Annotated in this window: 12 protein-coding genes; 6 read left to right on the forward strand and 6 right to left on the reverse strand. The window is 65.5% G+C overall.

Annotated elements, in window-relative coordinates:
* Positions 1 to 80: 80 nt before the first annotated feature.
* From IM816_RS00250 to IM816_RS00275, 6 genes are all read right to left on the reverse strand, one after another.
* Positions 81 to 3,116, reverse strand: a complete 3,036-nt coding sequence (locus IM816_RS00250) for a TonB-dependent receptor (protein ID WP_250339306.1) — start codon at positions 3,114 to 3,116, stop codon at positions 81 to 83.
* A 231-nt stretch (positions 3,117 to 3,347) separates the two neighbouring features.
* Positions 3,348 to 4,370 carry a LacI family DNA-binding transcriptional regulator gene (locus IM816_RS00255; protein WP_250339307.1) on the reverse strand — a complete coding sequence of 341 codons (1,023 nt, stop codon included), beginning with the start codon at positions 4,368 to 4,370 and terminating at the stop codon, positions 3,348 to 3,350.
* Between the two features lie 278 nt (positions 4,371 to 4,648).
* Positions 4,649 to 6,829, reverse strand: coding sequence for a beta-glucosidase BglX (gene bglX / locus IM816_RS00260; protein ID WP_250339308.1), 2,181 nt, complete (start codon positions 6,827 to 6,829; stop codon positions 4,649 to 4,651).
* A 106-nt stretch (positions 6,830 to 6,935) separates the two neighbouring features.
* Entirely contained in the window at positions 6,936 to 8,513 is a 1,578-nt protein-coding gene (locus IM816_RS00265) for a PepSY-associated TM helix domain-containing protein (RefSeq protein WP_250339309.1), read from the reverse strand.
* A gap of 4 nt (positions 8,514 to 8,517) precedes the next feature.
* On the reverse strand, positions 8,518 to 8,781 hold the full coding sequence (locus IM816_RS00270) for a hypothetical protein (protein ID WP_250339310.1): 264 nt from the start codon (positions 8,779 to 8,781) through the stop codon (positions 8,518 to 8,520).
* Positions 8,781 to 9,050, reverse strand: coding sequence for a hypothetical protein (locus tag IM816_RS00275; RefSeq protein ID WP_250339311.1), 270 nt, complete (start codon positions 9,048 to 9,050; stop codon positions 8,781 to 8,783). Before IM816_RS00275 ends, IM816_RS00270 begins: the two co-directional genes overlap by 1 nt.
* 231 nt (positions 9,051 to 9,281) lie before the next feature.
* Here IM816_RS00275 and IM816_RS00280 point away from each other — a divergent pair, with 231 nt between their 5' ends.
* The 6 genes from IM816_RS00280 to IM816_RS00305 all read left to right on the forward strand — a co-directional run bounded on the left by IM816_RS00280 (position 9,282) and on the right by IM816_RS00305 (position 13,575).
* Positions 9,282 to 9,716: an SPFH domain-containing protein gene (locus IM816_RS00280; protein WP_250339312.1), complete on the forward strand. Its 435-nt coding sequence runs from the start codon at positions 9,282 to 9,284 to the stop codon at positions 9,714 to 9,716.
* Positions 9,717 to 9,782: 66 nt separating this feature from the next.
* Positions 9,783 to 10,412 carry a 16S rRNA (guanine(527)-N(7))-methyltransferase RsmG gene (gene rsmG, locus IM816_RS00285; RefSeq protein WP_250339313.1) on the forward strand — a complete coding sequence of 210 codons (630 nt, stop codon included), beginning with the start codon at positions 9,783 to 9,785 and terminating at the stop codon, positions 10,410 to 10,412.
* A 153-nt stretch (positions 10,413 to 10,565) separates the two neighbouring features.
* Positions 10,566 to 11,402: a ParA family protein gene (locus IM816_RS00290; protein ID WP_250339314.1), complete on the forward strand. Its 837-nt coding sequence runs from the start codon at positions 10,566 to 10,568 to the stop codon at positions 11,400 to 11,402.
* 13 nt (positions 11,403 to 11,415) lie between these two features.
* Positions 11,416 to 12,288 carry a ParB/RepB/Spo0J family partition protein gene (locus IM816_RS00295; protein WP_250339315.1) on the forward strand — a complete coding sequence of 291 codons (873 nt, stop codon included), beginning with the start codon at positions 11,416 to 11,418 and terminating at the stop codon, positions 12,286 to 12,288.
* A gap of 22 nt (positions 12,289 to 12,310) precedes the next feature.
* Complete coding sequence (locus IM816_RS00300; protein WP_072323335.1) at positions 12,311 to 12,844, forward strand: sigma-70 family RNA polymerase sigma factor; 534 nt, start codon at positions 12,311 to 12,313, stop codon at positions 12,842 to 12,844.
* Positions 12,841 to 13,575: a DUF3379 family protein gene (locus tag IM816_RS00305; protein WP_250339316.1), complete on the forward strand. Its 735-nt coding sequence runs from the start codon at positions 12,841 to 12,843 to the stop codon at positions 13,573 to 13,575. Before IM816_RS00300 ends, IM816_RS00305 begins: the two co-directional genes overlap by 4 nt.
* The last annotated feature ends 127 nt before the right edge of the window (positions 13,576 to 13,702 follow it).

Here is a 13,702-nt window from a genome sequence, read left to right on the forward strand (position 1 = left end):
AAAGGCGCCCGCGGGGAGACGCACGGGCGCAAAAAATGACGGCGTATCCGGCGAGGTCGCCGGATACGCCGGTGGACCGCTTAGAACTTGAAGCCGGCCGTGAAGCGCGCAGTGCGCGGCACGAACTGGATGTTGCCCTTCTTGTTGAAGACGACCGGGTTGTTCGTATTCGGCGCGCCGTTCACCACGAAGTTGGTGTTGTAGTCGACCAAGTTCTTCCAGTTGAACACGTTCAGGATGTCGAAGCGGATGTAGAACTTCGTCTGATCGTTGTCGTTGATCGGGAAATCCTTCGTGGCCTGCAGGTCGATGTCGCGATAACCCCAGATCTTGCCGCCCACGAGGAACTTGGAGCCCGGCGGCGTATAGGCCATCGGACGTGCGCTCTCGCCGGTCGGGAAGATGTAGCCGTTGCCATAGCCCACCGCACCGTTCCACGGCAGCGGCGTCGCCAGGGTCAGCTTTGCCGAGAAGGTGAAGCCCCACGGACCGTCGAGCGAGCCGGTTGCCACGAAACGATGCTTGGACGCAGCGTTCGAGGTGATGAACGGGTAGGCGCCGATGGTCGGCTCGTCGAACGAGTAATGCTCGCCGATATCGCGGTTCTGCTTCGCGCGGGTATAGGTGTACGCGAAGTTGGCACTCCAGCCCGACTCGCGCGAGTACGGCTTGTCGGCCGACAGAAGCACCTGCGTGGTGCGCGTGCGGATGCCGTTGTTGCCGACGATCATCGAGCCGAAGCCCGGGATACCGTTGCCCCATGGCTGCGAACCGTTCTGGAAGAACGAACCGTCCGGATAGCGGTTGCCGAGCGTGAAGGCAAAGCCGTCATACGACAGCACGCGGGTGATGGTCGCGTCCGTGTTCCAGTCGCCGAGCTTGTTCGACATACCAATGCTGAACTGGTCCGAGTACGGCGCCTTCAGATTGTTGTTGAGCATGTCGACTTCCTGGCCCTTGTTGGTGCCAGCGACGAGCCCCTGCAGATTCTGAAGGCCGTTCAAGTAAGCCGGATCCCAGTTCACGCAGTTCGTGTTCGGACCGACGGTGCAGGGTCGATCGGGAAGGTTGAACAGGATTTCCTGGTAAGGCAGGGCCGACTTGGTCTGCTCCAGCTGCAGGTAGTCGTACAGATTGCGATCGTAGGAACGACCGGCACCACCGTGGATCACGTGCTCTTCGTCCGCGAACAAGTCATACGAAAAACCGAGGCGCGGGGCCCACTGGTTCTGCGCGTGGCGGTTGTGGCCGTTGCTGATGTAGTCCTGGTAGTTGATGCCACCCTTTGCCAGCGTCTGCGCATAGGTCTGGCCGGGGAACTGGGCCTGCGCGTTCTCGTCCAGCGAGTTGAAGCCGTCGATCACGTTCTGCGGCGTCACATAATCGAGATACGACGGGGTCTTTTCCTTGTCCCAGCGCACGCCGAGGTTCAGCGTGAGGTGGTCGTTCAACGACCAGTCGTCCTGAATGTACGCGCCGTACTGCTTGCTGTTCGTTTCCGCGATCGGATTCAGGCCCGGCACCGGATTGGAGAACTGCGCGCGATAAGGCACCGCTTCCGTGCCGCCGTCCGGCGTGACGTTGTAGAAGAACTGCGGATTGGTGTTCTGCGCATCCTGGGCGTGCAGCGTCACATCCTTGTACTTGTAGCCGACCTTGACGATGTGATCGCCGTGCCAGGTGAGGTCGTTGAAGGTGAAGTCGTCCGAGATCATCGGACCTTCCTGACCCTTGATCTGCGTCGCCAGCGCCGAGGCCGCACCAGTGCCGATGATCGTTGCGTCGTTGAGCGGACGCCACGTGTAGTTATAGCCGTTGCCGTAGTTGAGCGGCAGCGGATCGTTCGACGAATTCTCGTACGAGGCCTTGAACTCGTTGAAGTACCAGTCACCGCTGTGCTGCCAACGGAAGGTGCCGCGGGTGTCGTGGTTTTCCGTGGTGATGGACTGCGAACGCGACTGGCCCGCACCGATGTTGTCGGCCTGGGTCTCGCGGCGCACCTGCGTGCTGATCTCGATGCGATCGCGGTCGGAGAATTCCCAGTCGATCTTGCCGAAATACAGCTTTTCGTCGAACGGCAGGTTCGCCGGGCCCAGCTCGGCCTGGGCAGCGGCGGGCAGCAGGCCGATCGCGCTGGCAGGCACGTCGGAACCGGGGGTGACCGTGATCGGCGTGTCGAACTTCTTCTGCTCGAAGGTCACGAAGAAGTGCATCTGGTCCTTGATGATCGGACCGCCGAGCGCAAAGCCGTATTCCTTCTCGAACGAACGCGTCTTGTCGCCGTCTTCTTCCGAAGGCGTGCGGCTGCGGTATTTGTCCGAGGTGTAGGTGTAGAAGGTCTCGCCGTGGAACTCGTTGGTACCCGACTTGGTTTCCGCCGTGATCGCGGCGGACGACACCTGGTCGTACTCAGCCTTGTAGTTCGAGGTGATGACCTTGTACTCGCCGATGGCGAGCTGCGGGAACGGGTTGCCCTGGCTGTTCACCTGGCCCGAGACACCGCCTGCCTTCACGTAGCTCTTCTGGCCCACGCCGTCGATGAAGACGTTGACCGAGCTGTCGTTCTGCGCACCGCCGCGCAGCGACGTGTGGCCCTGCGCATCGACGCTGAAGACCATGCCGGGCACGGTGTCGGCGAACTCGAGGAAGTTGCGCGAGACCTGCGGAATCGTCTGGATCTGGCGCAGCGAGATCGTCTTCGCGACTTCCGGCGTGCGCACTTCGGTCAGCGTGGTGGCATTCACCGTCACGCCTTCCATCGAGGTAGCGGCGCTGGCATCGGCCGGTGCGGCGGCTGCCGGGGCCGCGAGGTTCAGCGTGGCGGTCGAGGCCACGGTGAGCGTCACGCTCTGCTGCGTGCCCGGGCCGGCATCCACCTGGTAGGTGGCCGGCGGCAGGCCGTTGATCACGTAGCTACCGTCCGCGCCGGCAACGGCCTTGCGGCTCAGGCCGGTCTGCGAATTGAACGCAGTGACGGTAGCGCCGGGCTTCGCCTTGCCGCGCAAGGTGGCGATGGCCGACTGCGCGTACGCGGTAGGTGCCATCACGGCGGCGGCAACCGTCGCGGTGATGACGCCGGCTAGCATCTTTTTCTTCAACTGCATCGAGGCTTTCATTGTTCCCCTCTCCCGAAATGTCTTCTGTGTGTGTTCCGGCCCGTGGGCGTGATGCACGGTGATCGGCGTTGCCGTCGATTCGCGGGTGGTCGAGCCACTCTTGGAAGCGTTATGTCCCCGTGTATCTGCCCGTTCCGCAGGTGCGGACCGATGTTTCTAGCGGTGTCCTGAAGTGACGCCGTCCTGGGATTCCCATCCACGGCCCGGCAAGCCGTGTCCTACGACGAAGCGTCAGGCTCGTCGTCGTGCCATGTCGCTACCGCCGCACGAGGCGCGGACGACGAGTTCAGTACCGACGACGGCGCGCGGTCGCGGCGCTTCGTCCTCGGGGGTTTCAATCATCTGGACCAGCCGTTCCAGCGCGGCCTCCCCCAGTTCGGCGATGCGGATGCGCACGGTGGTGAGCGGTGGCGTGACGTAGCGCGCCATCGGAATGTCGTCGAAGCCGACCACGGCGATGTCCTGCGGCGTACGCACCTGCGCTTCGGACAAGGCCGAAAGGCAGCCGATGGCCATCATGTCGTTGGCGGCGAAGATCGCATCCGGTCGCGGCACCATCGCCAGGGCCTGCTTGCCCGCGTGGTAGCCCGTTTCCTCGGTGAAGTCGCCCGGCAGCACGGCGGCACGGTCGCCCATGCCCGCAGCGTTGAGCGCCTCGCGATAGCCGCGGATACGTTCCTGCACGTCGTGGTTTACTTCCGGACCGGCGATGAAAACGATGCGCTTGCGGCCCAGCCCGATCAGATGCTCGGTCATGGCGTGTGCACCACCGAAGTCGTCGACGTCGAGCGAGGCGTGGCGATCGGAGCGCACGTGGCTGTTGATCAGCACCGTGGGTAGCGACGTCGGCAGGTTCTCGTCGAGGAAGGCCTCGTCGGCGTGCGGCGACATCACCAGCAGTCCGTCCACGCGACCCTGCATCGCGCGCAGGGCGACCGCCGCCTCGGTGGCGTCGCCGTGCGAGCTGGAGACCAGCAGGTACAGGCCACGCGAACGGGCGGCGAGATCGATGCCGCGAATCAATTCGGAGAAGAAGGCGCCATGCAGATCGGGCAGCAAGGCGCCGATCGTGTTCGTACGCCGGGTGATGAGGCTACGCGCGGCATTGTGCGGCACGTAATGCAGCCGCGCAGCAGCCTCGCGGATGCGTGCCTGGGTCTCCGGCGTGACACCGCCATTGCCGTTCAAGGCGCGCGATACCGACGCTACCGAGACATTGGCCATGCGGGCAACATCTTTGATGGTTACGGCCATGCGTTTGCTCTGCCTCTGGATCGTCTAGGGCGCCCTGGTGGCGAAACGTAAACGTTTTCATCAAACGCTGTAAAGGGTCGCTTAAGGCCTTTCGTCGCTGCACTGCCGCATTATTTGCGCCCTGAAAATGCGGGAAAAAGCCGCTGTTGCAGCGTCGCAAGCTTCTGCGGTGTCATGCTGCACTGCGCAAACGATCGTTTGTCGCAGTCCGCATTGCTCATAACAAAGAGGCGGCCTTTCGGCCGCCTCTTCAGATCAATCGTGAAGGTTTACCGAGATCAACCGGCTGGCATCAGGGCGAAGGCCACGGGCTCTCCGGCGGTCGAGGACGGCGCGATCCAGGCGTCGAACCAGCCCGGCTCGGCGTCGAACGCGCCATCGGCGCGGCAGAACGCCAGCATGGCCCGGTCGATCCGGAACGAAACCCTGGCCGACTCTCCCGCCTCGAGGCGGATCTTCTGAAAGCCTTTCAGCTCACGGATCGGGCGCACGCGGCTTCCGACCCGATCGCGGATGTAGAGCTGCACCACTTCCTCGCCCGCGACGCTGCCCTCGTTGGTGATGTCCACCTCGACCACCACCTGGCCATCCCAGGGCATGGACGCGCTGTCGATCCGCGGCGTGCTGTAGCGGATCGGCGCGTAGCCCAGGCCATGGCCGAATGGGAAGCGCGCTTCGTTGGGGGTTTCACGCCAGCGCGTGCGGAACGCCTCGGGGCCGCCCGCGCGGTACGGTCGTCCGGATGCGAGGTGGTTGTAATAGAACGGCTGCTGCCCGGCGTCGCGCGGAAAACTGATCGGCAGGCGGCCGGACGGGCTGTAGTCGCCGAATACGATGTCGGCAATGGCGTGGCCCGTCTGCGTGCCAAGGAACCAGGTGAGCAGGATGGCGTTGGATGCGCAGGCCTCGTCATCGAGTGCCAGTGCGCGACCCGTGCGCAGCAGCAGCACCACCGGCGTGCCCGTGGCACGTACCGCGGCAATGAGGCGGCGCTGTGCATCCGGCAGCACGATCTGCGTGCGCGATTGCGCCTCGCCCGAATAGCTGGCCGGCTCGCCGACCGCGAGCAACACCACGTCGGCCGCCGAGGCAGCGGCCACAGCGGCATCGATGCCGCCGTCCAGATCGGTGTCGATGCCCGAGCCCTGCACGATGTCGAGCCGGCTACCGTCACCCATGGCGGCGCGCAGGCCCGTCACGAGATCGATGCTGCGCGAGCGGTCGCTGAAGATGCTCCAGCAGCCGTCGAGGTTTTCGGTGTCCTCGGCAAAGGGGCCGATCAGCGCGATGCGGGAGGTGTCTCGCGACAACGGAAGCACGCCATCGTTACGCAGCATGACCACGGAGCGCCGCGCGGCATCGCGGGCGAGTTCATCGTGTTCCGCGATCCACGGCGGCGGCTGATCGCTTTCGCGCAGCGAGCGGTAGGGATTCTCGAAAAGACCCATGCGCTGCTTGACCGTCAGCACGCGGCGAACGGCTTCGTCGATGGTCGCCATGGAGACGCTGCCATCGGCAACGCAATCGGCAAGATGCTTCATGAACACGCCGCTCTGCATGCTCATGTCGAGGCCGGCATTGAGGCTCAGTTGCGCCGCGTGTTTTTCGTCTTCCGCAAAGCCGTGATCGATCAGTTCGAAATCCGAGGTGTAATCGGACACTACGAAACCTTCGAAGCCCCACTCGTCGCGCAACACGGTGGTCAACAGATGGCGATTTGCCGTGGCGGGCACGCCGTTGACGTCGTTGAAGGCGCTCATGATCGACAACGCGCCTGCGTCGATCGCGGCGCGGAACGGCGGCAGGTGCACTTCACGCAGCGTCTGCTCGGAAATGTCCGCGCCGCTGTAGTCGAGCCCGGCCGCGGCCGCGCCATACGCCGCGAAATGCTTGGGCGTGGCGAGCATCGAGTCGTCGGCGTCCAGATGCGGGCCCTGGAAGCCGCGCACGCGAGCGGCGGCGAAGACGCTGCACAGGTGCGTGTCCTCACCGGCCGTTTCGGCAACGCGACCCCAGCGCTGATCGCGCGCGATGTCGACCATGGGCGCGTACGTCCAATGCAGCCCTTCTGCCGTTGCTTCCACGGCCGCGGCGCGCGCGGTGCGTTCCGCCAGGGCCGGTTCGAAGCTGGCTGCCTCGCCGAGCGGGATCGGGAACATCGTACGCATGCCGTGGATCACGTCGGCACCCAGCAGCAGTGGAATACCGTGCGGGCTTTCCTCGACGGCCATGCGCTGCAGGTCGTAACCCTCGCGAGCGCCGACACCGTTGAACAGTGCGCCGATTTCCCCCTTGCGGATCATGTCGCTCACGACATCCGGCGGCCACGGGAACGTGTCCGGATTCACGTCGAAGGCGAACGGCCTGAGCGCGTCGGCAAGTACCGTCAACTGCCCCAGTTTCTGGGGAAGGGACATCTTGGCAATCAACGAGTCGATGTCCACTTTTTTTGAGCTCATGCAACGCGCTCCAGGCGATTTGCGCGCATGCTACGTAAACGATTACATCCGGTCAAATACGCGCGCAGACGCAGAGAATCGGGCCACTTGGGCCCGTCGTGACGACTCAGCGTGCGGGTTCGGGAGCGCGGGGCCAGGCCCAGATGCTGCAGGGATCGCCTTCGCGTCCACGACGTCGTGTCGCCACGCCGAGCCAGGCGAAGCCTACACCCATGGCGATCGCAACGAGATCGGCGCCGATCACGGCATAGCGTCCTTCGGCCAGGCTGCGCAGGAGTCGGTCGCTGTGGAGCGCTACATCGAGCAGCCCCACGGCCACGCTGGCGATGGCCGTGGCGAACAGCAGATCGACGGCGGCGCGTGCCGGTTGGCGCCACAGCGTCCAGCCGATGGCCGCGGCGACCACGGCGAAGAACGTCGGCTTCACCACGGCGTTGGGTTCCGCCCCCGCCAGCGGGCCCAGCAGGTTGGCGAGAAACGCGACGGAGACGCCAAGGCAGGTGCCGAGGCAGATACCCACGGTGGCGATCGCCATCGCGCGCACCTTTCGCGGCTGATCCGCATGCCGGCGTTTGCGCCGGGATTCGACGTAGAGCAAGTTGCCGGAATAGAACAGGAAGGCGCCGGCAAGACCGAGCAGGAAATAGAGCCAGCGCAGCGAGAGACCGCCGAAGGTGCCGAAGTGCAGGCCGAAGATGGCCGAATGCGTCGCGTGGTTCGCGTCGCGCGCACCCGCCAGTTGAAGATTGAGCACGCGCCCGTCGATCGCATCGAGCGCCACCGCACCGTATTCGCCCAGCGCCTTCGTGGACGTTCCGCGGACTTCCGCCGTCGCGCCTTGTCGCCCGTAATGCACGTAACGCATGTAATCCGGCGAGAAGTCGGCGGCCCCGGCGGCGAGCGCGGCCTGCCGCGCACGTGCACCCAGCTCGGCCGGGGACAGCATCGTGGCCGTACCGCCCTTGTCTTGCGTGGCGGGCATTGCACTGGTCGCACGGTCGTACGCAGGCATCAGCTTGCCGCCGAACGTCAGCGTGTTGAAAGCCATCAACGTCACCAGCGAGAGACACAGCAGCGCGCCTGTCACCGCGAAAATGATGTGGAAGGGCAGGCTGAGGATGCCGATCACGTTATGCGCGTCCTGCCACAGCCGCTTGAGGTTGTGGCCAGGGCGAAGCGCAAACAGATCGCGCAGCAGGTGGGGCAGGTGGATCAACAGGCCGGTTACCAAGGCCAGACCGTAGATCACGCTGACAACACCCATCAAGTAGATGCCGACCTTGGGAATGCCGAGGTCGTAGTGCAGTTCGTAGACGAAGTCGGCCAGACCGTGTTCGTGGTCCTCGGCGTCATGCGCCGCGCCGCTGTCGAGTGTCTGCGTCTTCCAGCCGTCCTTGTCCATCCAGTACGCCGTCACCTCATGGGACGGATGGTCGGCGGGGAAGGTCACGCCGATCTGCTCGCGTGCCGCGGGATGCTTCGCGACGATGTCGGCCAGCAGCGCATGCGCGCGATCCATGCTGTCGGCTCGCGCTTCCTCCACATGCGGCATGGCCCAGATGTCGATCTCCTCGTGGAACATCGTCAGCGCGCCGGCATAGAAGGCGACGAACAAGGCGAAGCCGGCGAGCAGACCGGTCCAGGTGTGTACGGTGGTGAAGGTGCGGAGCGTGGACGTTTTCATGGGTTCACAGCCCCGGCATCGTCTGTTTGGCGAGGTAGAGCGCGGCAAACGCGCCAAGATTCGCCACGGCCAGCCACGCCCACGCACGGGCGCCGCTGGTAAAGAGAAATGTGGCAGCCATCACGCCGGTCCAGAGCGGGAAGAACGCGACCAGCATCGGTATGACCACGGCCTCGCTCGATGCCGGCCACAGCCAGATCGCGAGGGAAATCAACGCCATGGATAGCGGCAGACCGAGCAGGATGCCAGCAAGGGCCTTGGCGAGCATCAGCGTCGACTCCGCTCGGCGGCGGGTCGGACCAGCCAGACCAGATAAGGCAGGGCGACCGCGCCCAGCATCAGCGCGGTCAGCGCCGCGAAGAAGCCCGGCAGGGACGTCGCACTCGCCACCCAGGCCAGCACGGCGACGACGGCGAGCGCGGCGGCCGCCAAGCGCGCCCCACGCCCCAACGGATGACGCAGCAGACGCTGATGGGAAGAGGCGAGATAGAAGAACGCGATAGCGGCGAAGGCCGCCACGCAGCCGAGGACATCCATGGGCGTGACCGTGGGGATTGATTGATAATTATTATCATCTGCGCCCCTGCGGTCAAATTCGCCACTGCTCAAGTTTTGACCAACCCAACCGTTAACTGAATACGGGGTTGCGGTGAAACTAGCGTTAAGTGGCCTCGTTAAATTAGGATTAACACCCCACCGATCATCGCCATGGGCCATCTCGCTCTGCGATGCGACAGGAATATTCGATAACACCTTGATGTAGCAGCCATGTTGACCACCGCCCTCATTGTCACGACCGTCCTTGCCTTCGCCTTCGCGATGGCCTCGGTCCGACGCATTCCGGAGGGTCAGGTCTACAGCGTGCGCCGTCTTGGCCGTGGCCCCGCCTTGCTGACCGCCGGCACGCACGTGGTGCTGCCGGTGCTCGATCGCGTCGCCCACAAGATCGATCTCGGTGGCCAGGTGCTGCGCTTCGAGGGCGGCACCGTCTACTGGCAGGTGCTCGAGCCCGAAGTCGCCGACGAAGTGATCGACGAGGCGCCGGAGCTGATCCGCACCAACGTGGTGGCCGCCCTGCGTGACGCCAGCACCGCGCACCAGGCCGACCGCCGTGCCGTCGGCACGCAGCTCAAGCACGCCATGAACGGCTCGCTCCGTGCGCGCGGCATGCTCGTCACCCGCGTCGAACTCGACGCCGCCTGATTCCACGCTGGCGCCATCGCGCCAGCGCTTTCATACTTTGCGCCCCTCGCCCGATCCCACGACGGCATGACCGCGCGCGAAACCCTCAAAGCTCAACTCGAAAACGGTGTGTCCACGCTGGGCATCGCCTTACCGGACGGCGCCGTCGAGCGTCTGCTCGACTACCGCGAGCTACTCGAACGCTGGAACGCCGCCTACAACTTGACCGCCGTGCGCGACGATCAGGCGATGATCGCGCGTCACCTGCTCGACTCGCTGGCGATCCTCCCCTATGTGCAAGGCCGATCGCTGGCCGACCTCGGCACGGGTCCGGGGCTTCCGGGTATCCCCCTCGCCATCGCGGAGCCTGCGCGCGAGGTGCTGATGGTGGACTCCAATGGCAAGAAGGTCCGCTTCCTGCGCGAGGCGATCCGCTCGTTGAAGCTCGCGAACGCACGTGCCGAGCAAAGCCGGGTGGAGGACGTGGAAGGCACGTTCGAGTGCATCACCGCCCGCGCTTTCGCCTCGCTGGCCGACATGCTCGGCTGGGGCGGCCACCTGCTGGCACCGAACGGCATCTGGCTCGCCATGAAGGGCCGCCACCCCGCGGAAGAACTGGACGGCGTGCCCGAGGGCTTCCGCGTGGAAGCGATCCACACGCTTGCCGTACCGGGCGTCGAGGGCGAGCGCCACCTCGTGGTCATTCGCCGCGCTTGATCCGCCTCGGTATCGCGCTGCGGAGGATCGGTTCCGTCATCGCCGGCATGTCCTCGCCATCGCGATGCCGTCGGCGCAAGGCGCGCTCCTACAGGGATGCGGGTGGGATGGTACGCTAACGCCCTTTCCGCGCACGGTAGCTACCGGTAACCCATGGCCCGCATCATCGCAGTCGCCAATCAGAAGGGCGGCGTCGGCAAGACCACCACCTCCGTGAACCTCGCTGCGGCGCTGGCCGCTGCGAAGCGCAAGGTGCTGCTCGTCGACTTCGATCCCCAGGGCAATGCCACGATGGCGTCGGGCGTGGACAAGCACGAGACCAAGCCGAACGGCTGCGAAGTGCTGCTCGGCGAGGCCGCGATCGCCGACGTGCTGGTACGCACGGAAGCCGGTTTCGACCTGCTGCCTGGCAACGGCGACCTCACGGCCGCCGAGTTGAAGCTGATGGACGGCCTCGCTCGCGAGCAGCGCCTGAAGGAGCAGCTCGCGAAGGTCGCGGACCGTTACGACACCATCCTGATCGACTGCCCTCCGTCGCTGCACCTGCTCACGCTGAATGCGCTGACCGCGGCCGATGGCGTGCTGATCCCCGTGCAATGCGAGTATTTCGCGCTCGAAGGGCTGTCGAGCCTGCTCGACACCATCGAGGCCGTGCGCCAGCGCCTGAACCCGCGGTTGGAAGTGGAAGGCCTGCTGCGCACGATGTACGACGTGCGCAACAACCTCGGCAACGAGGTCTCGGCGCAGCTCACCCAGCATTTCGGCGACAAGGTGCTGCGCTCGATCATCCCGCGCAACGTGCGTCTGGCCGAGGCGCCCAGCCATGGTCAGCCGATCCATCTGTACGATCGCGGTTCGCGCGGCGCCATCGCCTATATCGGTCTGGCGGGCGAGATCATCCGCCGCGAGCGCGTGCTGAATGCACAGGGCGGCGACACCGTGAGCGAGCTCGATGAAGCCGCACCGGGCGCCGCTCCGACGACTCCTTAAGGAACAGCAATCCATGGCAGCAGCGAAGAAACGTGGACTCGGCCGTGGCCTCGACGCCCTGCTCGGCGGTGGCGCCGGTCCCGCTGCCGCGCCGTCGATCATCGAACAGGAAGGCGAACTGCGCACCCTGCCGATCCAGCAGATTCAGGCCGGTAAGTATCAGCCGCGCCGCCACTGGAACGACGAGGCGCTCGATGAGCTGGCCGCCTCGATCAAGGCGCAGGGGCTGATCCAGCCCGTGGTGGTCCGCGCCATCGGCAAGAACAGCTACGAGCTCATTGCGGGCGAACGTCGCTGGCGCGCGGCACAGCGCGCGTCGATGAGCGAGATCCCGGCGCTGGTCAAGGACGTGCCCGAGCAGTCCGTGCTCGCCATGGCGCTGATCGAGAACATCCAGCGCCAGGAACTCACTCCGCTGGAAGAAGCGCAGGCCCTCCAGCGCCTGATCGACGAATTCGACCTTACCCACCAGCAGGCCGCCGACGCCGTTGGCCGCTCGCGTGCCGCGGTGTCGAACCTGCTCCGCCTCATGGAGCTTCCGGCGTCGATCAAGCAATTGCTCGACGAGAGCAAGCTGGAAATGGGCCATGCCCGAGCGCTGCTGACCCTGCCGGCCACGGTCGCAGAGCCGCTCGCCCTGGAAGCGGCGCGCAACGGCTGGACCGTGCGCGAACTGGAAGAGGCCGCGCGCAAGGCGCAGGTGGCGCCCAAGGGCAAGGCCAAGTCCGCCACCGTCGACCCGAACATCGCCAACCTCGAGCGCGAGCTGGCCGAGCGCTTTGCCACCCGTGTCGAAGTGGCCCATGGTCGCGGCGGCAAGGGCAAGCTGGTCATCCACTACCACAGCCTCGACGAGCTGGACGGCATCCTCAGCAAGGTCCGCTGATACACCTTGTAAGGGAACCACCATGGCTCCGGTCAAAGAGGGTGTGAATCCCAAGCAGCGCCAGTACGAAGCCATGGTGCGCGCCCTGTCGGCGGACCTGTACCGTTACGCCTTCTGGTTGTCGCGTTCCGAGACCGTCGCCCAGGACCTCGTCCAGGAGACGTTCCTGCGCGCGTGGAAGAACCTCGACGCGTTGCGCGACGCGGAGGCGGCCAAGCCGTGGCTGATCACGATCCTGCGCCGCGAACATGCGCGTTTGTACGAGCGCAAGCGCCTGGACACCGTCGAACTGGACGACAACGTGCCCGAGGACACCGCCTTCGCCAGCCCCGAGCGCAGCGGCGACGCGGCGCAGGTGCGCGAGGCCATGCTCAAGTTGCCAGACAAGTACCGCGACCCGCTGGCCATGCAGGTGCTCGGCGGCATGAGCTGCGATGAGATCGCGGAAAGCACCGGCCAGCAGCCCGGCGCGGTCATGACCCAGTTGTTTCGTGCCCGGCAGCGACTCAAGGCGCTACTCGGTGGACGTGCCGCGGCGGAGGGAGCCCGGAAATGAATTGCCTCGATTTCCGCCGCCGGATCGGTGCCGAGCCGCGCTCGCGCGATCCCGAATTGCTGGCCCATCGCGACGCCTGCAAGGACGGCTGCGCAGCGTTCTGGCAGCGCGCTCAGCGCTTCGAGGACGACATCGAGGCGGCCATGGCCGTAGCCATTCCGGAAGGCCTTGCCGACCGGATCCTGCTGGCCCAGGCCACCGGCGAGCGCCGTCGCCAGCTCGTGCGGCGCCGGACCTGGATGGCCCTCGCGGCGTCGGTGCTGATCGGGTTGGCGGGCGGCGGCATGCTGTGGCGCCAGGCCGACCTGAACTCCCTGCCCGCCCTCGCCGTGGCGCACATGCCCGGGGAACTGGATTCACTGGACCTCACCCAACCGATGACGGACGCCCAGGTCGAGGCCGGTTTCGTCGGCCGCGCCACGCGCTTGAAGGGTCCGGCGCCGGCCGACGTTACCTACGTGCACGACTGCACCGTGGGCCCGTACCCCGCGATCCACCTCGTGACGCGGATGAACGACGAGCCCGTCGTGGCGCTCTACATGCCCGGCAAGATGACCTCGAAGACGGCCGACTTCCAGCGCGATGGCTGGGAGGGGCGCCAAGTAGCGCTCAGCGGCGGCACGCTCGTTGTGATGGCGCAGGGCGCCAGCCGCAGCACGATGGACGCCGTGGAACGCGGCTGGCGGGCCGCCATTGAAGGGCCGGCGGGCCAGCGCGTCGGCCGGATCTGAAGTCAGGCTTTCCTCGTCCTTGTGGGAGCCGCCATGGCGGCGAGAAGCCAACGAAGCGGTGTAGCCGTGAGCAAGCTCCGATCGCCAGCAGGCTGGCTTCCACCGGCACATTCCCTCGCCGCTATAG

The sequence above is a fragment of the Luteibacter flocculans genome (genome assembly GCF_023612255.1).
Classification (GTDB): domain Bacteria; phylum Pseudomonadota; class Gammaproteobacteria; order Xanthomonadales; family Rhodanobacteraceae; genus Luteibacter; species Luteibacter flocculans.